This is a genomic window from Methylobacterium sp. Ger2507, assembly GCF_055231875.1.
In genome coordinates this window covers 1,851,266-1,871,595 of the sequence record NZ_JBUYVC010000001.1, presented here as the reverse complement: position 1 = coordinate 1,871,595, position 20,330 = coordinate 1,851,266, and the positions used below count along the sequence as shown (strand labels likewise).

Sequence of the window (20,330 nt, the reverse complement as noted above, 5' to 3'; positions counted from 1 at the left end):
GCAGGGATCTGATTTCGAAAGATTCACCAAATACGTTCTGGAAATGTATTCCGGCAGTCAAAGCGCCTGAACACGCAGGAAACGAAGACCTGAAATTCCAAAAGAATTCCCAATTCCAGGCTGGGATTTGTAACTTCATTTGGAGGTGATTTGGAATTCAGGCGCTGGCTTCCAACGCTGCCACATCCCCACCGCTGATCGCCGGCAAATACCGCGTGATCCGTGCCGCATCCCAATCCCACCACGCCAGAGCTTGCAGACGTTCAGCGACCTCTGGAGGCACACGCATCCGCACGAGGGTGGCCGGATTGCCAGCGACAATGGCATAAGGCGGCACATCGCGGGTGACGACGGATTTTGCCGCTACGACAGCACCGTTCCCGATGGTGACGCCCGGCAAGAGGGTGCAATCGTAGCCGAGCCAAACGTCATGGCCGACCACTGTATCTCCACGACTTGGAAAGGTGGCCTCTTCCCCGAAGCGGCCGGCCCATGTCCCCCCGAAGATCACGAAGGGATAGGTCGAGGGTGCCGCGAGGCGGTGATTTCCGCCATTCATGAGGAAGTGGGTACCTGCCGCGATGGCGCAGAACCGTCCGATGCTCAGCCGATCGCCTCGGAAGGCGAAATGATAGAGGATGTTGTCGAGAAAGGCCTGTGGGCCTTCAGGATCGTCGTAATAGGTGTAGGCGCCGACTTCGATATTGGGCGGCAGGTCTAGGTTGCGGATGAAGGTGATCCGTGGGTGTCCCGGCACGGGGTGAAGCACGTTTGGGTCGGGGCCGAAGCGTGGATCGTGGGGCATCGAGTGATTCCTGCGCTTGAGCTTTCACCCAGTCCGCCCCAGGATACCGGAGCGACAAACCACCGAAACCCCTTGATCGAAATCGCTTGAAAAATGCGGCAAACCAGCCTACTTTGACGTCATCAGTTCTGGTTGCAGTTGTGAGACTGCGGTTCGGGAGTGGGCCCCACCGGGTCCGCTCTTTTTTATTGCCGCAACGTCGCCCGCGCCGGAACGCCTCGGACAAGGCCGGACTTCAAGCGCAGCATGGCGGACAACTTCAACAGCGACCTCACCGAAAAACGCCTCATCACCGAGACGGGCGTGGCCGCGCGGGTGGTGCAGGTCATCGAGGCCTCGATCCAGGGTCTGGGCTACCGGGTTGTCCGGGTGAAGGTGTCGAGCGCCAATGGCTGCACGGTGCAGATCATGGCCGAGCGACCGGATGGCACCATGACGGTGGACGATTGCGAGGCGGTGAGCCGGGCGATCTCGCCGCTCCTCGACCTCGACGACCCTGTGGGCAAGGCCTATTACCTGGAGGTCTCGTCGCCGGGGATCGACCGGCCCCTGGTGCGGGCCGTCGATTTCGCCCGATGGGCCGGCTACGAAGCGAAGATCGAACTCGCCGTGCCGATGGACGGCCGCAAGCGCTTCCGGGGCATCATCGGTGCACCGAACCCTGACGGGGTCACCGTGCCGATCGATCTGCCCGACGTGAAAGAGGGCCTTCCAAGCCGCATCGACCTGCCGCTGCGCGACCTCGGCGACGCCTACCTGGTCCTCACCGACGAGCTTGTCCGCGAATCCCTTCGACGGGGCGGCCCCCCGGTCCTTGAGGACGAGGATGACGATGCTGACGCGGACGAAGCTGCGTTCGAAGCCGAGGCCGAACCGGCTCCCGCCCCGCCGAAGAAGAAAGTTTCCCGTCCCCTGAAGCCCAAGGCGTCGCAGAGGCCGAAGCCCGTGAAAGTCGAGACCGAGGAAAGTCTCGCCATCAAGGCCCGGAACAAGGCGAAGCCCGTCCGCACCAAGGCGGTGCGGGTGAAGGACGACGGCAAGCTGCACTAGTTTTGTCATCCGTCCCCGCGCAGCCGCAAGCCGGCCCGGGGCCGCGGACGTGAACGACATCCGACGAAGAGAAGGACGAAAACCGATGGCCGTCGTCAGCGCCAACAGGCTCGAACTCCTGCAGATCGCCGAAGCGGTTGCCCGCGAGAAAGTGATCGACCGTTCCATCGTCATCGATGCGATGGAGGAAGCCATCGCGAAGGCGGCCCGCTCCCGCTATGGCGCCGAAACGGACGTGCATGCCGAGATCGACCCCAAGACCGGCGCTCTGCGCTTGTCGCGCCACCTCGTGGTGGTGGAGCAGGTCGAGAACGACGCCCGTGAGGTGACCCTGGACCAGGCCCGCCGCTACAACCCCGGCGCCCTCGTCGGCGACGTCATCTCCGACACCCTGCCGCCGTTCGACTTCGGCCGGGTCGCCGCCCAGTCGGCCAAGCAGGTCATCGTCCAGAAAGTGCGCGACGCCGAGCGCGACCGGCAGTTCGATGAGTACAAGGACCGGATCGGCGAGGTCGTGAACGGGCTCGTGAAGCGGGTCGAGTACGGCAACGTCATCGTCGATCTCGGCCGCGGCGAGGGTATCGTCCGGCGCGACGAGATGATTCCGCGCGAGACCTTCCGCCCAGGCGACCGCATCCGCTCCTACCTGTTCGACGTCCGCCGCGAAGTGCGCGGGCCGCAGATCTTCCTGTCGCGCTCGCACCCGCAGTTCATGGCCAAGCTGTTCGGCCAGGAAGTGCCGGAGATCTACGACGGCATCGTCGAGGTGAAGGCGGTCGCCCGCGATCCGGGCTCGCGCGCCAAGATCGCGGTGATCTCACGCGACGGGTCGATCGATCCGGTCGGCGCCTGTGTCGGTATGCGCGGCTCCCGCGTCCAGGCAGTGGTCGGCGAGCTTCAGGGCGAGAAGATCGACATCATCCCGTGGTCCGAGGATCAGGCGACCTTCATCGTTAACGCCTTGCAGCCGGCGGAAGTCGTGAAGGTCGTGCTCGACGAGGAGGCCGACCGAATCGAGGTGGTGGTACCGGACGACCAGCTCTCGCTGGCCATCGGTCGTCGCGGCCAGAACGTGCGCCTCGCCTCGCAGCTCACCGGCTGGGACATCGACATCCTGACCGAGGCTGAAGAATCCGAGCGCCGGCAGAAGGAATTCGCCGAGCGGACTGCCGTGTTCATGGAAGCTCTCGATGTCGACGAGACCGTGGGCCAGCTCCTGGCTGCGGAGGGATTCCGCAACGTGGAGGAAATCGCCTACGTCGAGCCGGGCGAACTCGCCAACATCCAGGGCCTCGATGAGGAGAGTGGCACCGAGATCCAGGCCCGCGCCCAGGATCATCTCGCCCGGGTCGAATCGGAGTTCGATGCCAAGCGCCAGGAACTCGGAGTCCAGGACGAACTGCGCGAGATCGACGGCATCACCACCCCGATGCTGGTGGCCCTCGGCGAGAACGACGTGAAGACGATCGAGGATCTGGCGGGCTGCGCCACCGACGATCTCGTCGGCTACACCGAAGGGCGCGGCCCCGAGGCCAAGCGGCATGCGGGCTACCTCGACGGCTTCGAGGTTTCACGAGCCGAAGCTGAGGCGATGGTGATGGCCGCGCGTGTCCGTGTGGGCTGGATCGAAGCTCCCACCGAGTCGGACGGCGAGGCACCCGAGACGGATCGAGAGGAGCAGGCATCGGCCTGACCCTTCGGATTTGGTCATCCCCGCGATCGACGTTCGCGGGGATGTGTTGTGACGATGGGGAGACGTGCGCACCGCATGATGGGCCAACGCGCAGATGGAGATGAGACTGGAACCGAGGCCGATTCGAGCGCGCTGCTCGATGCGGGCGTCGGGCGTGGTCGGGCCAATGCTCTGCGGACATGCCTCGTCACGCGTGTTGCGCAGGCGCCGAGCAGTCTGATCCGCTTTGTCCTCGGGCCGGACGGGAGCGTCGTGCCGGATCTGCGAGCGCGCCTGCCGGGGCGCGGCGCGTGGCTGACACCCACCCGGTCTGTCGTGAATGAGGCCGTGAAGCGCCGCGCCTTTCAACGCGCCTTCAAGACCAAGGATGCCGCAGCGGCGCCCGATCTGGCAGATCGAGTCGCCGAAGCGCTGCGAGCGGATCTGCGCCAATCGCTGTCGTTGGCGAATAAGGCGGGGTGCGTGGTCGCAGGCTTTGCCAAGGTCGAATCGGCCATTGGCGACAAGGCCGGGGTTTCAGCGGTGATCCAGGCCTCAGACGGGAGCGCCGATGGTCGTCGGAAGATCGTCGCGGCATTGCACAGGCGGCATGGCAGTGCCATATCGGGCATTCCCGTCATTGATGACCTGTCCAACGAAGAATTGGACATGGCCTTGGGTCGGGATCATGTGATACACGCGGCTCTCGTCGCAGGAGTCGGAGGTTCCGGCTGCCTTGCGCGTTGGCGTCGGCTCCGCTCTTTCGAGGGTTTGGCGACGACGGCCGAGGAGGCTGGTCCCGCCCGCGATGGGCAGACCGTTTCCGATCTGCACGACGACTGAGATCACGGATTTACCCGGCGCACATCAGTTTGCCGGTTCACGGGACGATGGAAACCCTCAGGGTTTGGACTGAATGAGCGATACGAACAATCCGGGCGACAAGACGCAGGCGAGACCCCCTTCGAAGCCGCTGTCCTTGAAGCGCCCGATCGAGCAGGGAACGGTGCGTCAGAGCTTCTCCCATGGCCGCACCAAGCAGGTCGTGGTTGAGACGGTGAAGCGCCGTGTCATCGGCGCGGCGCCGGCTGCACCGGCGCGCGAGACGACGCCGGTGGCACCGGCAACGCGCGTGGCACCGCCTCCGCCGCCCGCCGCTCCCCGTCAGGCGCAACGCTCTGCGAACGGCGTGGTGCTGCGGACCTTGAGCGAGCAGGAGAGCAACGCGCGTGCCGCTGCCCTTGCTGACGCCAAGCGTCGGGAGGCCGAGGCCCAGAAGCGTGCCGAGGCCGAAGCTGCGGCGCAGCGCGAACGTGAAGCTGCCGAGCAGCGGGAGCGTGAGGCAGCCGAGGCTCGCAAGCGCGAAGATGAGGCTCGCCGCCGTAAGGAAGACGAGGAGCGCCAGGCTGCGGCCGAGGAAGCGCGCCGCGCCGCCGAGGCTGCTGCTCAGGAGGCTGCCAAGGCCCAGAGCACGCCTGCCGCTGCTCCCACCGTTTCCAAGACGGCGCCGATGCCGGCGGCCCCGACGATCGTTCGTTCGGCGCCTCCTGTGGCGGCGGCTGCACCCGAGCAAGCCGCTCTTGCTGCGGCACCTGCCCGTCCGGCAGCACCCACGCCTGCGGCAGCCCGTCCGGCAGCACGCCCGCCGCTGACGGCGCGCCCCGCCACGTCTGAGCCGCGCAAGACCATCACGGCCGACGTGCGCAAGCCGCGCGATTTGAACTTCATGGCTCGCCCTGCTCCAGCACCGGAGCCCGAGCCGACTACTCCGACGACGGCGACTGCGGCACGTCCCGCCGGCGGCGCAACGCCAGCCCGTACGGCTGGGCGGCCGCAGGCTGCTGAGGAGGAGAGCGAGCAGAAGCGCGTGATCCGCCGCCCCGGCATGCCGCTCAAGATCATCACGCCGCCCAAGACCCCGAAGCAGCCGGGCGGCGACCGGAATCGTGGCCGCCTCACGATCGCCACCGCCACGTCGGGTGAGGACGAGCGCACGCGTTCGGTCGCCTCGTTCCGCCGCCGCCAGCAGCGCATGAGCGGCAACCGGCATGTGGAGCAGAAAGAGAAGCTTTCTCGCGAGGTGACGATCCCGGAGACGATCACGATCCAGGAGCTCGCCAACCGCATGTCGGAGCGGGCTGTGGACGTTATTCGCCTTCTGATGAAGCAGGGTGAAATCCACAAGATCACCGATGTGATCGACTCGGATTCGGCCCAGCTGATTGCGGAAGAGCTCGGGCACACCGTGCGCCGCGTGGCGGAGTCGGACGTCGAGGAAGGCTTGTTCAGCGATGAGCCCGAGCTGGAGGAGGATCTAGATCCGCGTCCCCCGGTCGTGACCATCATGGGCCACGTCGACCACGGCAAGACCTCGCTGCTCGACGCGATCCGCAAGACCACCGTGGTTTCCGGTGAAGCGGGCGGCATCACGCAGCATATCGGCGCCTATCAGGTCGCAGCCCCCAGCGGCGACATGGTGACCTTCATCGACACGCCCGGCCACGCGGCCTTCACCTCCATGCGCGCCCGTGGCGCCAAGGTGACGGACATCGTCGTGCTCGTGGTGGCGGCCGATGATGGCGTCATGCCGCAGACCGTGGAGGCGATCTCTCACGCCAAGGCGGCCGGTGTTCCGCTGATCGTGGCGATCAACAAGATCGACAAGCCCGAGGCGAACCCGCAGCGGGTCCGGACCGAGCTGCTCCAGCACGACATCCAGGTCGAGTCGATGGGCGGTGAGACCCTTGAATTCGAGGTGTCTGCCAAGACCGGCGACGGTCTGCCGGAGCTTCTCGAGGGCCTGCAACTCCAGGCCGAGATCATGAACCTGCGCGCCAACGAGACGCGCGACGGTGAGGGTACGGTCATCGAGGCCAAGCTCGATCGCGGTCGTGGCCCGGTGGCGACGGTCCTGGTCCAGCGCGGCACCCTGTTCACCGGCGACATCGTGGTCGCTGGCGCGGAGTGGGGCCGCGTGCGTGCCCTGATCGACGACAAGGGCGAGAACGTCCCCTACGCCGGTCCCTCGGTTCCGGTGGAAGTGCTCGGCTTCAACGGCACCCCCGATGCGGGTGACCGCGTCGTTGTCGTGCCGAACGAGGCTCGTGCCCGTGAGGTCACCGAGTACCGCGCCCGTCAGAAGCGTGAGCGGATCGCTGCCCGTACCGGCGGTGCAAACCGTTCGCTGGTCGACATGATGCGCGACCTGAAGGAAGGCGCCGGCCGCAAGGAACTGGCGCTGGTCGTCAAGGGCGACGTGCAGGGCTCGGTCGAGGCCATCAACGGCGCCCTGGAAAAGCTCGGCAACGACGAGGTGTCGGCGCGGATCCTGCTCGCTGGCGTCGGTGGGATCACCGAGTCGGACATCACCCTGGCGGAAGCCTCGAAGGCCGTCGTCATCGGCTTCAACGTGCGGGCCCACAAGGAAGCGCGCGAGTCGGCCGAAAACAAGGGCGTCGAGATCCGTTACTACAACATCATCTACGACCTCGTGGATGACATCAAAGCGACCCTGTCGGGTATGCTGCCGCCGACGCTCCGCGAGGAGCGTCTCGGCGAGGCTCAGATCCTGCAGATCTTCGACGTGTCGAAGGTCGGCAAGATCGCCGGTTGCCGCATTCTCGACGGCGTGGTTCAGCGCGGTGCGCATGTCCGCCTGATCCGCGACAGCGTGGTGATCCACGAGGGCAAGCTGGCCCAATTGAAGCGCCTGAAGGACGACGCGAAGGAAGTCACCGCCGGTTACGAGTGCGGTATGTCCTTCGAGAACTTCCAGGATATGCGAGCCGGCGACACCATCGAGTGCTACCGGGTCGAGGAGATCCGGCGCACGCTCTGAGCGGCGATGCCGCTTCGGTATACCAGCGGGGTCGCGACGAGGTCGCGGCCCCGTTTCGCGTTTCGGCTTCCGAAAAGCAGGCCCCGTCGACGACGTGTCGGCCGCGACGGGGAAACCTGCATGACAGGCCTATCTCCCGGGCGCCGATTTGCGTTAAGAGGTGCGCCTTCGGCGTCCGCTTCGTTTCGACCCGCTCAGGCCCTGGCCGCGCGGCGGCGCATCGACGTTCCGTTTCAGCAACGCTCGGATGAGCGTGACCGCGCCGGCCGGTGTCGAACCGCTTCGACGACAAGACGATCAGAATTCTTCATGGCCCAGAAACAGACTCCCACCGGACCCTCGCAGCGCCAGCAGCGCGTCGCCGAGCTGATACGCCACGCGATCGCCGAGGTGCTCCAGCGCGGAGACATCCAGGACGCGGTGCTGAGCGCGCATGTCATCACGGTGCCGGAGGTACGGATGTCGCCGGACCTCAAGCTCGCCACCGCGTACATCATGCCGCTGGGCGGCCTCGACGAAGCCCCGGTGCTGGCCGCCCTGGACCGCAACAAGAAGGCGCTGCGCCAGGAGGTCGCCCGCCGGGTGAACCTGAAATATGCGCCCGACCTGCGCTTCCTCCGCGACGAGACCTTCGACGAAGCGGACCGGATCGACGCCCTGCTGCGGACTGATAAGGTACGGCGCGATCTCGAATCGCAGGCACCGGGCGAAGAGGCCGATCCGTCGGACCCCAAAGCGGACTGAGGCGGTTTCGGCCCGCGAGAGCGCCGCCGGCACGAACCCGACCCGCACCCTGCAGGTTCTCCGGCCCAAGGCGCGGAAGACCCCGACTGAAGACTTGAACGGGACGGATGACGGCGCAGCGCGTGCCGCCCGGCCCCTGTGATCAGTGACCGAGGATTTCATGATCAACGAACCGACCATCGAGCGACCCGAGGGCTCTCCCCCGCCGCATCCGGCGGACCGACCCGTGGCCGCCGAGGGCCGTCGCCCGCCGCGTGGTGCGCCGCGCCCGGATCGGCCGAAGCGCCGGGACGTCAATGGCTGGGTCATCCTCGACAAGGGCGTGGGCATGACCTCGACCCATGCCGTCGCGGTGGTGAAGCGCGCCTTCAACGCCAAGAAGGCGGGACATGCCGGCACCCTCGATCCCCTGGCCTCCGGCATCCTGCCGATCGCCCTCGGCGAGGCGACCAAGACGGTGCCGTTCGTGATGGACGGGCGCAAGGCCTACGTCTTCACCGTGACCTGGGGCATCGAGACCGACACCGACGACGCCGAGGGTCGTCCGGTCGCCACCAGCGAGGCGCGGCCGACCCGGGAGGCCGTCGAGGCCGCTCTGCCGACCTTCGTCGGCGCCATCGAGCAGGTGCCGCCGCGCTACTCGGCGATCAAGATCGCGGGCGAGCGCGCCTACGACCTCGCCCGCGACGGCGAGGAGGTGGTGCTGGTGGCGCGCCCGGTCCAGATCGACCATCTCGCGGTGGTCGAGCACAGCCCCGAGCGGACGGTGATCGAGGCCGCCTGCGGCAAGGGCACCTATGTGCGGGCACTCGCACGCGACCTCGGGCGTCTGCTCGGCTGCTACGGCCATGTCTCGGCCCTGCGCCGTACCCGCGTCGGTCCCTTCACGGAGGCCGATGCCTGCCAGGTGGCGGCCTTGGAAGAAGCGGGACCGGACGGCAATGCCGCCTCGCTCCACCCGGTCGAAACCGCCCTGGACGCGGTGCCCTCGGTGCCGGTCTCCCGCGATATGGCTTTGCGCCTGATGCGAGGCCAGCCGGTGATCCTGCGCGGGCGCGACGCCCCGGTCGAGGGGAAGGCCTTCGCCACCTGCGGCGGCATCCTTGTGGCGGTCGGCGATGTCGAGCGCGGCGAGCTGGTCCCGCACCGGGTGTTCCATCTCGGCGGCACGGCCAACCGCTCGGCCTGAGAGATCGGAGGAGGAAGGTGCGTTCTTGAACGCCCTTCTTCGGCTTCGGGACAAACCTCCGCCATCGCTCTCAAACAATCGATGAAAAAGACGTGATCACGACTTCGGTTGTTTGAGCGCGTCGACACGACCAAACCTCGGCGTCTGCCTTAAGTGAATCGTAAATCTTCGTTGGCATTCGTCAGCTCAAGCTTCAGCTCGGGCGACGAATGCGCTGCGATATCTTTCGACGGTTCCGCAATGACGGACAGGGCGTCGTTGCGCTGATCTTCGCCCTGGGGGCGATCCCCCTGCTTCTGTTCGCCGGCACGGTCATCGATTACGGCGTCAAGTCGATGGCGCGGCAATCGGCACAGGGGGTGACCGACGCCACCGTGCTGTCCCTGGCCAAGCTGCCGATCACCACCACCGATGGCGATCTGTCGAGCAAGGCCGACGCGCAGGTGCGCGCCGCCCTGCGGAAGACGCCGATCGACGGTCTGCTGGTCCGGACCACCCGCAACGGCGACGACATCACCGTGACGGCGAGCGGCAGCACCCCGACCAGCCTGACGCGTCTCGTCGGCCTCACCGGCATGCCGATCTCGGTCTCGAGCACGGGCCGCCGGGCCTCGGACAACCTCGAGATCGCCCTCGTGCTGGACAATACCGGTTCGATGGAGGGCGCCAAGCTCACCAACCTGAAGTCGGCCGCCAAGGATCTCGTCTCGACGCTGTTCAAGGCCGTAGACCCCTCGAAGCCGAATGCTCTGCGGATCGGGATCGTCCCCTTCTCGATGACGGTCAATGTCGGCCCCTCGAACGCCGCCGCCTCATGGATCGACACCGACGCCCGGTCCTCTGTCCACGGACAGATCTTCAATTCCGCCGCCAACCGCCTGACCCTGTTCCGGCAGATGGGCGTCACCTGGGGCGGCTGCGTCGAGGGTCGGCCGATGCCCTACGACGTGCAGGAAACACCCCCGAGCGCAGGCACGCCGGACACGCTGTTCGTGCCCTACTTCGCTCCGGACGAGGCGGATACGGAAATTTCTGAAAACCAAATGCTGAACAATTACCTGTCGGACGGCGTCTTCTGGGGCAGCGCACGCACCCGCCAGGGCCAGGTAAACAAGTACAGGTCCAGCCCGCAGCGAACCGGCCGCATCGACAGCGTCGCCGCGAATTATCTCTACGGTCCGAATTCCGGTTGCGAGTTGCAGCCCATCACCCACCTGACGACCTCGCAATCCACGCTCAACAACGCCATCGACGCATTGACCGTCCGGGGCGACACCAACATCCCGATCGGTCTGATCTGGGGCTGGCACGTGCTGTCGCCGCTCGGTCCTTTCGCCGAGGGGGCGGCCTATACCGACAGGACCACGCGCAAGTTCGTGGTGCTGATGACGGACGGGCAGAACCAATCTCAGATCCGCCCCAGCAACTCGAACAACTCGTTTTATTCGGGCATCGGCTACATCTGGCAGAACCGCATCGGCACGACCTCGGACGATCTGAACACCCGGCGCATCGCCATCGACAATCGGCTGTCGACGCTGTGCGGCAATATGAAAAGCGCCGGGATCGCGCTCTTCACGGTGCGGGTCGAGGTCTCGGAAGGCACCAGCGACATCCTGAAGAACTGCGCCTCGGGCAGCGACAAGTTCTACGACGTCCAGAATGCCTCCGACCTCAGCGCCGCCTTCAAGGCCATCGCGGCGCAGATCAGCGAATTGCGGATCTCCCGATGATGGGGCGCCTCATTCTCGCAGGCGTCAGGCCGGCGATGCCGCCTGTGCCCCCGGCCCTGCGCCGACTGGCCCGCGACACGCGCGGCGGGGCCGCCATCGAGTTCGGAATGGTGGCGGTGCCGTTCCTGCTTCTGCTCGGCGCGATCATCGAGGCCGGCATGCTGATCCTGGCCCAGCAGCTCCTCGACGACGCCCTCGATCGGGGCGGCCGCGCGGTCTTCACCGGCGTGTACCAGGACGCGGCCGGCACCAAGCCTCCGGTCGACCGCCTCGTGGCCGAGATGTGCCGGGGCCCGGTGCTGTTCGACTGCACCAAGCTGAAGGTCGAGATGACGACCGCGTCGACCTTCAGCGCCACTGCGGCTGCCTCGCCCTACGATTCCACGACCGGAACCGCGTCGTCGACCTTCGGCACGCGCTTCACCTGTCCGCAGGGCAGCGACATCGTGACGATCCGTGCGGCCGTGGTGATCCCGCGCTTCTTCGGCTTCACGGGAATCGTGGCGCTGCCGGTCTCGGCCACCGCCCAGATGATCACCGCGACCACGGTTTTCCGCGCCGAGCCCTATCCGGTGGGAACGTGTTGAGGCTGTGCCGGCGGGGTGGCCGGCGAATTCGCCGGCAGATTCGCCGGCTCGCGGGCGACCGGGCTGGGGTGAGCGCGGTGGAATTCGCCCTGGTCGCCCCCGTGATGATCGTGATCTTCATCGGAACGATCGAGCTGCCGCGGGCCTACGCCACTAAGCAGCGCCTGGTGCGCGCCACCCGCTCGATGGCCGACCTGATCTCGCGGGGCAGCCTGACCAGCGTCACCGACGTCTACGCGGCGGGCCGCGCGGTCATGTATCCCTCGGACGCCAGCGGGTCCGGCATCATCCTGACGGCGGCGGGCGTCTACCAGCTCGCCAACAAGTCCTACGAGGCAAGGGTGTGCTCCAGCGCCGCCGACAAGGCGACCAAGCGGGTCGCCAATGCCATCCTGGGCGAACCGCCGCCCTCCGAGGCGCGTGTCAACGCGCGCTACATGATGGCGGAGATGACCTACCGCTACGTGCCGATCTTCAACCTGTTCCCGGCCCTGAACGACCTGACCTTCTCACAGGTGACCACCTGGCCGGTCCGCTCGGTGACGGGCGCCCCGGTCGTGCTGCCGGGCGGGGCGGCTTGCCCGTAAGACACGAGGCCCCCGACAGCGTGCTGGCCTCAAGGCGTGCTGTGGCGGCAGGGTGACGGTATTTCGCAATCGGGACTCCGCCTAACCCAGGATGGTGGCGGAGCACGAAGAACCGACCAGTTTCATCCCGGCGGGCCGTCGTTTCAGTGCGGCCCGGGAGCAGAGCCATGACGTCATCTCGGACGACCGGATCGCCATCGATCCGGGACGGCTCAACCTTGGGCCTCCGCTTGGTGCCGGCGGGTCTCGCCGCTGTGAGTCTCGCACTTCTGGGTCTCGCGCTGGATTCGTCCAACCGTCAGGCGCGGGCCGCGTCGGCGGCCGAGCCGGGCCAGACCGTCGGGCAGGCCCCCGGCGCGCCACTGCCGGTCGGTCTCTACTTCATCGACACGTCGAGCTTCGGCGTACGCGACATCGCGCCCCGATCGACCGATTCAAACATCAACCTGCCATCCTTCGTCTGGGCGACGCCGGCCGACGTGGCGGGCGGACGGCTGCAGCTGATCGTACTCCAGCCGATCGCCGTCTCGAGCACCGGTGGCGCGCCCTACCAGAGCGGCTTCGGCCAGACCCTCCTGGCCGCGCAGGTGGCGTGGAAGCTCGGGAGCAACCTCAACTTCAGCTACCTGCTCGGCGCCTATCTTCCGAGCCAGACCAAGATCGTGATTCAGAACCCGGTCCTGCACCAGCGCTTCGCGATCACCTACAACGGCGACGGCTGGAACCTGACGGCGAACTTCCTCTACGGCACCTATTTCGACACCACATCGCGCACGGGGGCGTACTACCCCGACTTCCTCAACCTCGATCTCACGGCGACGAAGAAGTTCGGCAAGTGGGAAGTCGGGCCGGTGGCGTTCGGCGCCACCGACCTGCCGACGCGCAATCCCGGCTATGCCCGCCAGGGCCAGTTCGCCGTGGGCGGTCTCGTCGGCTACAATTTCGGACCGGTGAACCTGCAGGCCTACGTCACCCGCGAGGTCGTCGAGCGGAACTACCGCGGCCTGGAGACGCGCGGATGGTTGCGTGCCACCGTGCCGATCTATCAGGAGAACGCCGAGGCGGCCTCCGCAGCGCCGCCGGCGATGATCCGCAAGTTCTAGGATTGGACAGGCCTGGGGCGAGGCTTTGCGGGGGAGCGGATTGACCGCCCTCCCCCTGCGGAAGTCTGCGCCCGCGATACGCCCGGCTGGCGCCAGGATCTGTAAGGACTTTGCCCGACTGGCGCCCGAGGCTAGTCCCGGATCGGCAGCCCGGTCTCGATCACCCGCGCCCACAACGAGGCGCCATAGGGCGCGGCGGCGTCGTTGAAGTCGTAATCCGGGTGGTGCAGGCCGGCGCTGTCGCCGTTGCCGAGGAAGATGTAGGCGCCGGGGCGGTGGGCGAGCATGTAGGAGAAATCCTCCGCCGCCATCAGGGGCGCCACCGCCCGGTCGATCCCGGCCTCGCCGACCAGCCCGGCCGCCACGTCGGCGATGAAATCGGTCTCGGCCGGATGGTTCTCGGTGACGGGATAGCCGCTGTTGAAGTCGATCGTCCCTCGCGCCCCGAAGGCGGCCGGGACATGGGCGACGATCGCGCCGATGCGGTCCTGCATCAGCGCGCGGACCGGCTTCGACAGCGCCCGCATGGTGCCCCGCAGGGTCACGTCCTGCGGCAGGACGTTGAAGGCCTCCCCCGCCTCCAGGGCGCAGACCGAGACGACGGCGCTCTCCAGGGGATCGACGCTGCGCGACACCACCGATTGCAGGGCGGTGATGACGTGGCTCGCCACCAGCACGCTGTCGATCGCGTTGTGGGGCTGGGCCGCGTGGCCGCCCCGCCCCGTGATGGTGATGGTGAAGCGGTCGGTGGAAGCCATGATCGGCCCCGGCCGGATGGCGAAGGTGCCGAGAGCGAGGCCGGGGATGTTGTGCATGCCGTAGACGCTCTCGACGCCGAACCGCTCCATCAGCCCGTCGCGGACCATGGCCTCGCCGCCGCCGCCGCCCTCCTCCGCCGGCTGGAAGATCAGCACCGCGGTGCCGTCGAAGTCGCGGGTCTCGGCGAGGTATCGGGCGGCCCCGAGCAGCATCGCCGTGTGCCCGTCGTGACCGCAGGCATGCATCTTTCCCGGGACCGTCGAGCGGTAGGGCAGATCGCGCGCCTCGTGGATCGGCAGGGCGTCCATGTCGGCGCGCAGGCCGATGGCGCGGTTCGATCCGTGCGCCCGCCCCCGGATGAGGCCGACGACGCCCGTGCGGCCGATGCCGGTGACGACCGCGTCGCAGCCGAAGGCCCGCAGCTTCTCGGCCACGACGCCCGCCGTGCGGTGGACGTCGTATTGCAGCTCCGGATGGGCGTGGAGATCGTGGCGCCAGGCGGCGATCTCATCCGCGAAGGCGGCGATCCGGTCGAGGACGGGCATGGACAGCGACTTTCGCGAGGCGACGGCTCTCAGGACGGACTGCATCCGGAACGGGACGTCATCGATCCAGCAAACAAGAGGCCAGAGACGCGGTCAACGCGTCCGGTGCCCGGATGGCGCCCCTTCGGCGCGATGATCCCCCCGCGCCAGTGTCGCGCCGGGGGAGTCGTGGGGTCCGGCCGCGAGGTCGTCGAGGATCGGGCAATCCGGCCGCGCGTCGCCGCCGCAATGGGCGGCGAGATCCTCCAGGGTGCGGGCCATGCCCGCGAGGGCGTCGATCCGGCGGCGCAGGTCGGCGACATGGGCAAGGGCGAGCTGACGCACCTGCGCGCTGGCCCGGGAGCGGTCGTGCCACAGGCCGAGCAGGGCCCGGATGTCGTCGATGGCGAAGCCGAGGTCGCGGGCCCGGCGCACGAAGCGCAGGGCATGCAGATCGGCCGGCGCGTAGAGTCGGTAGCCGCTGGCCGTGCGCTCGGTCGGCGCCAGCAGCCCGATCTCCTCGTAATAGCGGATCATCTTGGCGGAGACGCCGGTGGCGCGGGCCGCCTCGCCGATGGTGATCGCCTCCGCGCTCATTCCCAAAACTCCAGTGGGGGGACGGAACGCCCGCCTGCGCCCTCATCGGCCCGAGGCGTCGAAAGAGGGGCAAGCCCCGCGATGCGAACGCGCGAGGTTTTCCGCCCGTTTCCCGATGCGCTCTGCTAGAGTAGCGTATTCGGCTCATGAGAGGGGGACCCGTACGGGACCCTCCGGTGAACTCGCCCTTCGAGAGGAACACCCATGACCCGCGACAAGCCCACGGTCGACGCGCCCGCGCTGGAATACTCGCACCTGACCGGGCGCGCGACCCAGGCGGGCATCACCGTGACGGTGAACGTCTATCGCTCCGCTCACAGCGAGGATCCCTGGACCCTGGAGGTCATCGATCCGGCCGGCTGGTCGACGGTCTGGAGCGAACCCTTCGCCTCCGACGAAGACGCCCTCGACGCCTTCATGGAGGCCGTCGAGGATGCGGGCGGCATGTGCGATTTCCTGGAGCCGCCGCCCACCCTGCACTGACGCTCCCGCGCCGACGCGCCTGTGCGCGTCGCGCCGGCCGCGCGGCAGGACGGCAACCCGGCACGCCCCCATTCCAGGAGAGACCCGATGCGCATCCTCGTCGGCTGCGAGATGACCTACCTGTTTCCCCAGCCCACCCCGGTCATCGCCACGCTCAACGTCCACGCGTCGCGGGTCTCCGACCTCGAGCGGCCGGACCATCTCGTCACCAGCCCGTCGGTGCCCCTGGAGGGATACCGCGACAGCTTCGGCAACTGGTGCCAGCGCATGACCGCTCCGGCGGGCACGTTCACGCTGAAGACCGAGACCGTCGTGCGCGACGGCGGCAAGGGCGACACGCTCAAGCCGGACGCCAAGGAGACGCCGATCGGACAGCTGCCCACGGACAGCCTCCTGTTCCTCCTCGGCAGCCGCTACTGCGAGACCGACCGCCTGTCGCAGATCGCCTGGGACCTGTTCGGCCACCTGCCGCCCGGCTGGAGCCGCGTGCAGGCCATCTGCGACTACGTGCATGACCGGATCACCTTCGGCTACGAGCACGCCCGCGCGACGCGGACCGCCTTCGAGGTGTTCGAGGAGCAGCGCGGCGTCTGCCGCGACTACGCCCACCTCGCCATCGCGTTCTGCCGCTGCCTCAACATCCCGACCCGCTACTGCAACGGCTATGTCAGCGACATCGGCCTGCCGCTGCCGCACGCGCCGGGCGACTTCGCGGCCTGGATGGAAGTGTTCCTCGACGGGGGCTGGCACACCTTCGACCCGCGCAACAACGCCTCGCGGATCGGACGCATCCTCATCGCCTATGGCCGGGATGCCGCCGACGTGCCGCTGACCCTGACCTTCGGCGCCAACACCCTGACGAAGTTCGTGGTCACGACCGAAGAGGCTCCGGCCGCGGCCTGACATCCACCGCGCGCCGCCCTTCATCCGGCGGGCGCCTCACCCTCCCTGTCCGACAGCAGAAAGACTTTTCGACGTGGCTAAACCCGACCTTCTCGCCGAGAACTTCTCCATCCCCGACCTGAAGGGCCGCCGGCCGGACCGCGTCGAGTATCTCCGCGGCATCTACCTCAACATGGTCCCCGATCAGGCCAAGAACCCGACCCTGCGGGTGCGCCTGAGCCGGCTCGGACCGGACGCCCAGCCGGCCTACCGCATCGAATGCGACGACGCCGACGGCAACACCGTGGTGCTGGGCTGGTACCAGGGCGACAAGCACAAGCCGCTGACGAAGAAGCTTCAGGAGAGCGAGGAATCGACCTGGAGCCGGGCCACCACGAGCTACATCGAGCTGCGCACCCTCCACAACCGCGAGATCGGCGTCTGAGACCCGCTCGCGGGAGCAGAGCGATCGGATAGCCGAGCGCCCGCGCGGCGCTTTTGAATCCGCCATCCCGCAAGGGGTCGGCGGATCGGGCCCGAGCCCTGTACCTGCTCTTGGGTCCGAGATCAGAGCACGGCGGGCCGCGACAGACCCGGATGAGCACGACGTCTCGCTATAGCCCTCCAAATCCTGATGAGGGCGGGCATCCTGTCCGATCCGATTACGACCGGCGATCATGCGTTCGGAACGCGGCCGCTCCACGGCCCGAACGCTGAGCGGCCGCGTCGGGGGAGGTCGATCCGCTTATCTAGCGCGCATGTTTTCACCCCGTGGTACGCGGTGATCCAGACCGGCGAGTCACTTACAGCACCGCCTTCGGAGCTTATGCGGAACGGGCCGTGGTAGGGACTTCGCAAATCCGGCAACCCGCCCGGCCGATCTTCGGCGGCCTGTACCTTGCAGCCGGATTGCGAAGTTCTGTCCCGGGATCGAGGACGTCGGCGGCGTTCTGCGCGAAGCGGACCGATTATCGGCGCGCTCTTCCTCGGCTGGAGTGGATGCCTGCCAGCCAGCCGTGACGTCAGGGCCGCCGCCTGGAGCCCGTTGCCGGTCCTCGCTATGTTCGTCACCGTCCTGACCGCAGCCCGGCCAAAGATCGTACGGATCGATGCGCCTTTCCTGGCGACCGCGCTCTTCCTCTTGCGTCCGGAAAGAAGCCGCCCGTGACACTCTCCCTGTGGCTTCAACTGGTGCTTGTCGTGGAGGGCTTCGCCGTGGTCGGTGTCCTGGTCGCACTGGCGCAAGCCGGTACGCGCTGGGTCTTCACGCTCGGTTTTCTTGTGATGCTCCCCGTCGCCATGCTGATCGCCCGGCATGGCAGCGGACCCACATGGCGCGGATATCTCGTCGTCGCTGTGGTGGCGATCTATGTCGCGCGGATGAGCTACGTGCTGATCGCGTGGTTCGGAAATACCGGCGCAGCCAAGCTGGGAACCATGCCGGTCGCGACCCGCGTCGCGCTGCCGCTCGTGCTGACGAACACCTGCGGCTGGCTCTACTGCGCGCCGTTCTTCTGGGCGGCGTCTCGCCCGGATACCTTTGCAGGATGGGACGGGCTGGCCCTGGCGCTCTACACCGCCGGCACGGTTTTGCACTTCGGCGCCGATTGGCAGAAGTGGCGGTTCCGGCAAGACCCGGCCAACCGCGGACATCTGCTGGAGCGTGGGCTGTGGGGTATGAGCCGCCACCCCAACTATCTCGGCGACATGTTGGTCTTTTTGTCCTTCGCGGCCTTGTCGGCCTCGCCCTTCGGGCTTCTCGCGCCGCTCGCCAATATCCTGCAATATGCCTTCGACGCGATACCGAAGAACGAGGCGATGAACGCCCGACGCTACGGAGAAGCCTGGCGGGACTATACCCGCCGCGTGAAGATGATCATTCCTTACGTCGTGTGAGGCCAACGGGGAGCAGAGGAACGATTGCGGACGGGGCAGCAGAGGAGATGTCGTCGACAGGTTCGGTCTGCTGGGCACTCGTCTTCCGCTCGTTTCCGGGTCTACGCCCTTGCGGCGGCCCGGCATCTCAACCTCGGACACGCGGCGACGGCGTTGGGCGTCAGCCAGTTGATCGTCAGCCAGCGGATCAACGAGATCGAGACGGTACATCTCCTTGCGATCCGACATGATCGTAGATGCCTTTGCCGCGCGCTGCTCAGAAGCGGAGGCCGAGCAGTCCGCAAACCTTGGCGGTGTGAGCCGGCGGACTCTGCCGAACGACCCGTGATTCAGACGGAGGAGCGTTAGATCAGGCCAAATCATGAAGGCTCGACACCCGGGGTAGATCAACCGTGATGGTGTTGAACCCTTCTCTCACCGTGTCGAACATCCGCTCAGTCGGCGGGCAGGTTCGCGTGGCGAATGCGGGTCGACTCACGGGCTCAGACCATGACCCATCATGTAGCCCGGGCACCATGTCGGTCGAGCCGTTGCCGCCAACACAAGTGCGTTCGTTCCGGACGGCGCCGACGACGCGGTCCGCCGGGAGGTCCAAACGGGAACGGGCAGCCTGGACTCTACCCCAAGCTGTCCTGCCGCTGGCGACCCGGTGTCGCCACGGATGCCGGCTTGCGATGTCGCGCAACGCAGCCTCTCGACTTGCGTGCGACGGCTTCGCGGTCATCGGACCGGACACAAGCATTTGTCTTGCCCGGCCAACGACATCATGCTCCCATTCTTCGCCAAACGGGTCGGATAGCGAAGGATTTGGCTCGTTGGGTGCAGACGACACCACGGCCGAGGCTGGCCTGCCGCACTTCTTCCTGACGACGTCCGGCTTGCCGCCCGGAGAGGCCTTCGAGCGATGGCGCACGCTCCTGGCGCCGATGTACGCGGTCAGTCCGACCACGCCATCCGCCCCACTGCCGTTCGGCAGCAACATCGCGTACCCGATCGACGACCTCGTCGCGCATCGCACGCTGCTCTCGACCCAGCGGCTCCAGCGTGATCGCCGACGTGTCGAGGCCGGTCCCGACCACTACATCGTCCAACTCTACCGATCCGGACGCTTCCAGGGCACGGTCGCCGGCAAACCGATCTCGGCCTCGCGTGGCACCGTCACCCTCATCGGCCGCCGTCACCTGCTCGACGGCCTGCTCGACCGGGCCGATGCGATCGGCATCGCCGTTCCCTGCACCCGCCTTCACGGGCTGCCGCTCGAAAAGCACGACCTGCTGTTCGATCCGGTCCGCAATCGGCTGCTGGCGGCGCGCATTCTCGACATCTATCGCCGATTGCCGACCACACGCGCCGCCGAAGCCCCGGCTCTGGCCGATGAGTTCGTGACCTTCCTGCACCGCCTCCTCGATCGCTCGCATGCCACGGACGTGCTGGACGGCCGCGATCTCGATGGCGGCCTGATGGCGCTGGCCAGGATGATCGTACAAGCGAACCTGTCGCGCCCCGATCTGTCGCCCGAATTCATCGCGGGGCAGATGCTGGTCTCGCGGTCCACGCTCTACCGGCTGTTCGAGCCGGAGGGAGGCGTGATGCAGTTCGTAAGAGGCGAGCGCCTGCGGGCGGTGCGCGACGCACTCGCCGATCCCATGGAACGGCGCACCATCGGCCGATTGGCGGAGGTCTACGCCTTCAGCAGCGTATCGCTGCTCAGTCGCAGCTTCCGCAACCGGTACGGCGCCCCGCCCCAGGCTTGGCGTGGCGAGCGTCAGGCCGTCCGGCGGATCAGCGGTCAGGGAACGGTGCAACACGTCTGGAAGTGGCTACGCGAAACCTGATGCCGTCATTCGAGGGTGTGCCGCACGTTCGGTGCGTTGCGACGGC

Annotated in this window: 19 protein-coding genes; 16 read left to right on the top strand and 3 right to left on the bottom strand. The window is 67.1% G+C overall.

Features of this window, described 5'->3' with window-relative positions; genetic code table 11:
* Positions 1–157: 157 nt before the first annotated feature.
* On the bottom strand, positions 158–805 hold the full coding sequence (locus ACV7NL_RS08705; protein ID WP_463355426.1) for a CatB-related O-acetyltransferase: 648 nt from the start codon (positions 803–805) through the stop codon (positions 158–160).
* 246 nt (positions 806–1,051) lie between these two features.
* Here ACV7NL_RS08705 and rimP point away from each other — a divergent pair, with 246 nt between their 5' ends.
* The 10 genes from rimP to ACV7NL_RS08655 all read left to right on the top strand — a co-directional run bounded on the left by rimP (position 1,052) and on the right by ACV7NL_RS08655 (position 13,308).
* On the top strand, positions 1,052–1,855 hold the full coding sequence (gene rimP, locus ACV7NL_RS08700; protein WP_056484303.1) for a ribosome maturation factor RimP: 804 nt from the start codon (positions 1,052–1,054) through the stop codon (positions 1,853–1,855).
* A gap of 85 nt (positions 1,856–1,940) precedes the next feature.
* Positions 1,941–3,548: a transcription termination factor NusA gene (gene nusA / locus ACV7NL_RS08695; protein WP_463355425.1), complete on the top strand. Its 1,608-nt coding sequence runs from the start codon at positions 1,941–1,943 to the stop codon at positions 3,546–3,548.
* A 75-nt stretch (positions 3,549–3,623) separates the two neighbouring features.
* On the top strand, positions 3,624–4,370 hold the full coding sequence (locus ACV7NL_RS08690) for an RNA-binding protein (RefSeq protein ID WP_463355424.1): 747 nt from the start codon (positions 3,624–3,626) through the stop codon (positions 4,368–4,370).
* Between the two features lie 73 nt (positions 4,371–4,443).
* Positions 4,444–7,365, top strand: a complete 2,922-nt coding sequence (gene infB / locus ACV7NL_RS08685) for a translation initiation factor IF-2 (protein ID WP_463355423.1) — start codon at positions 4,444–4,446, stop codon at positions 7,363–7,365.
* 309 nt (positions 7,366–7,674) lie between these two features.
* Positions 7,675–8,109 carry a 30S ribosome-binding factor RbfA gene (gene rbfA / locus ACV7NL_RS08680; RefSeq protein WP_056484291.1) on the top strand — a complete coding sequence of 145 codons (435 nt, stop codon included), beginning with the start codon at positions 7,675–7,677 and terminating at the stop codon, positions 8,107–8,109.
* Between the two features lie 160 nt (positions 8,110–8,269).
* A complete protein-coding gene (truB, locus tag ACV7NL_RS08675) occupies positions 8,270–9,298 on the top strand; it encodes a tRNA pseudouridine(55) synthase TruB (protein WP_463355422.1) in 1,029 nt (342 codons plus the stop codon).
* A 209-nt stretch (positions 9,299–9,507) separates the two neighbouring features.
* Positions 9,508–11,031 (top strand): TadE/TadG family type IV pilus assembly protein, encoded by a 1,524-nt coding sequence (locus ACV7NL_RS08670; protein ID WP_463355421.1) that lies wholly within the window; start codon positions 9,508–9,510, stop codon positions 11,029–11,031.
* Positions 11,028–11,618 carry a TadE/TadG family type IV pilus assembly protein gene (locus ACV7NL_RS08665; protein WP_463355420.1) on the top strand — a complete coding sequence of 197 codons (591 nt, stop codon included), beginning with the start codon at positions 11,028–11,030 and terminating at the stop codon, positions 11,616–11,618. Before ACV7NL_RS08670 ends, ACV7NL_RS08665 begins: the two co-directional genes overlap by 4 nt.
* 77 nt (positions 11,619–11,695) lie before the next feature.
* Positions 11,696–12,205, top strand: a complete 510-nt coding sequence (locus ACV7NL_RS08660; protein ID WP_247635582.1) for a TadE/TadG family type IV pilus assembly protein — start codon at positions 11,696–11,698, stop codon at positions 12,203–12,205.
* A 218-nt stretch (positions 12,206–12,423) separates the two neighbouring features.
* Positions 12,424–13,308 (top strand): transporter, encoded by an 885-nt coding sequence (locus ACV7NL_RS08655; protein WP_244478295.1) that lies wholly within the window; start codon positions 12,424–12,426, stop codon positions 13,306–13,308.
* Between the two features lie 131 nt (positions 13,309–13,439).
* Here the strand turns inward: ACV7NL_RS08655 and ACV7NL_RS08650 are convergent, their stop codons facing one another.
* Both ACV7NL_RS08650 and cueR read right to left on the bottom strand, forming a co-directional pair.
* Positions 13,440–14,612, bottom strand: a complete 1,173-nt coding sequence (locus ACV7NL_RS08650; RefSeq protein ID WP_463355419.1) for a M20 aminoacylase family protein — start codon at positions 14,610–14,612, stop codon at positions 13,440–13,442.
* A gap of 93 nt (positions 14,613–14,705) precedes the next feature.
* Positions 14,706–15,188 carry a Cu(I)-responsive transcriptional regulator gene (gene cueR / locus ACV7NL_RS08645; protein WP_056179685.1) on the bottom strand — a complete coding sequence of 161 codons (483 nt, stop codon included), beginning with the start codon at positions 15,186–15,188 and terminating at the stop codon, positions 14,706–14,708.
* Between the two features lie 204 nt (positions 15,189–15,392).
* Between cueR and ACV7NL_RS08640 the strand changes: the two genes are divergently transcribed.
* The 6 genes from ACV7NL_RS08640 to ACV7NL_RS08615 all read left to right on the top strand — a co-directional run bounded on the left by ACV7NL_RS08640 (position 15,393) and on the right by ACV7NL_RS08615 (position 20,284).
* The gene (locus tag ACV7NL_RS08640; protein WP_056179682.1) at positions 15,393–15,671 is read left to right on the top strand and encodes a hypothetical protein; all 279 of its coding nucleotides are present in this window, start codon (positions 15,393–15,395) and stop codon (positions 15,669–15,671) included.
* 87 nt (positions 15,672–15,758) lie between these two features.
* Complete coding sequence (locus tag ACV7NL_RS08635) at positions 15,759–16,574, top strand: transglutaminase-like domain-containing protein (RefSeq protein ID WP_056179679.1); 816 nt, start codon at positions 15,759–15,761, stop codon at positions 16,572–16,574.
* A gap of 73 nt (positions 16,575–16,647) precedes the next feature.
* The gene (locus tag ACV7NL_RS08630) at positions 16,648–16,998 is read left to right on the top strand and encodes a hypothetical protein (RefSeq protein ID WP_056179676.1); all 351 of its coding nucleotides are present in this window, start codon (positions 16,648–16,650) and stop codon (positions 16,996–16,998) included.
* A 453-nt stretch (positions 16,999–17,451) separates the two neighbouring features.
* Positions 17,452–17,721, top strand: a complete 270-nt coding sequence (locus ACV7NL_RS08625; protein ID WP_463355418.1) for a DUF6041 domain-containing protein — start codon at positions 17,452–17,454, stop codon at positions 17,719–17,721.
* On the top strand, positions 17,718–18,449 hold the full coding sequence (locus ACV7NL_RS08620) for a DUF1295 domain-containing protein (RefSeq protein ID WP_463355417.1): 732 nt from the start codon (positions 17,718–17,720) through the stop codon (positions 18,447–18,449). Before ACV7NL_RS08625 ends, ACV7NL_RS08620 begins: the two co-directional genes overlap by 4 nt.
* Positions 18,450–19,264: 815 nt before the next feature.
* On the top strand, positions 19,265–20,284 hold the full coding sequence (locus ACV7NL_RS08615; RefSeq protein ID WP_463355416.1) for a helix-turn-helix domain-containing protein: 1,020 nt from the start codon (positions 19,265–19,267) through the stop codon (positions 20,282–20,284).
* Positions 20,285–20,330: the final 46 nt, after the last annotated feature.

Bases quoted from the DNA above. Each gene is read 5' to 3' on its own strand.
- truB (WP_463355422.1), top strand. From the start codon at position 8,270: ATGATCAACGAACCGACCATCGAGCGACCCGAGGGCTCTCCCCCGCCG.
- ACV7NL_RS08650 (WP_463355419.1), bottom strand. From the start codon at position 14,612: ATGCCCGTCCTCGACCGGATCGCCGCCTTCGCGGATGAGATCGCCGCC.
- ACV7NL_RS08690 (WP_463355424.1), top strand. From the start codon at position 3,624: ATGATGGGCCAACGCGCAGATGGAGATGAGACTGGAACCGAGGCCGAT.
- ACV7NL_RS08705 (WP_463355426.1), bottom strand. From the start codon at position 805: ATGCCCCACGATCCACGCTTCGGCCCCGACCCAAACGTGCTTCACCCC.
- ACV7NL_RS08670 (WP_463355421.1), top strand. From the start codon at position 9,508: ATGCGCTGCGATATCTTTCGACGGTTCCGCAATGACGGACAGGGCGTC.
- nusA (WP_463355425.1), top strand. From the start codon at position 1,941: ATGGCCGTCGTCAGCGCCAACAGGCTCGAACTCCTGCAGATCGCCGAA.
- cueR (WP_056179685.1), bottom strand. From the start codon at position 15,188: ATGAGCGCGGAGGCGATCACCATCGGCGAGGCGGCCCGCGCCACCGGC.
- ACV7NL_RS08640 (WP_056179682.1), top strand. From the start codon at position 15,393: ATGACCCGCGACAAGCCCACGGTCGACGCGCCCGCGCTGGAATACTCG.
- rbfA (WP_056484291.1), top strand. From the start codon at position 7,675: ATGGCCCAGAAACAGACTCCCACCGGACCCTCGCAGCGCCAGCAGCGC.
- infB (WP_463355423.1), top strand. From the start codon at position 4,444: ATGAGCGATACGAACAATCCGGGCGACAAGACGCAGGCGAGACCCCCT.
- rimP (WP_056484303.1), top strand. From the start codon at position 1,052: ATGGCGGACAACTTCAACAGCGACCTCACCGAAAAACGCCTCATCACC.
- ACV7NL_RS08635 (WP_056179679.1), top strand. From the start codon at position 15,759: ATGCGCATCCTCGTCGGCTGCGAGATGACCTACCTGTTTCCCCAGCCC.
- ACV7NL_RS08665 (WP_463355420.1), top strand. From the start codon at position 11,028: ATGATGGGGCGCCTCATTCTCGCAGGCGTCAGGCCGGCGATGCCGCCT.